At 69.0% G+C, this 467-nt stretch carries 1 protein-coding gene; it reads right to left on the reverse strand.

The window, feature by feature from the left end; genetic code table 11:
- On the reverse strand, positions 1–467 hold a 467-nt coding region (locus IF54_RS0138950; protein WP_159002317.1), incomplete at both ends, for a sugar phosphate isomerase/epimerase family protein.

Consider the following 467-nt stretch of genomic DNA (forward strand, 5'->3'; position numbering starts at 1 on the left):
GCTCGGCGAAGTCCTCGTACCCGCGGTCGATCATCGCCTGGGATGCGGGCGGGAACATCGCCACCAGGTGCCAGATCGCCGAGCCGGTGAAGCCGATGACGGTCCGGACACCGAAGGCGGCCGCCGCCCGCGCGGTGTCCTTGATCCGCTCCGCCGCCCGCCGCCGGACCCCCTCCGCCTCCCCGTCGCCCCACACCTGGCCCGGCAGGATCGCCTGATGGCGTTCGTCGATGATGGCGTCACACACCGCCTGGCCCACCAGGTGGTTGGAGATCGCCCAGCACTTCAGGCCGTACTTCTCCAGCAGTTGGTGGCGGGATTTCACATACGACGGATCGGCGAGCGCCTTGTCGACCTCGAAATGGTCGCCCCAGCAGGCGAGTTCGAGTCCGTCGAAGCCGAAGTCCCGGGCCAGACGGCAGACCTCCTCCAGCGGCAGATCGGCCCACTGACCGGTGAACAGCGTG

This window comes from Streptomyces sp. NRRL B-3229, assembly GCF_000719505.1.
In the GTDB taxonomy this organism is placed as follows: Bacteria; Actinomycetota; Actinomycetes; order Streptomycetales; family Streptomycetaceae; genus Streptomyces; species Streptomyces griseorubiginosus.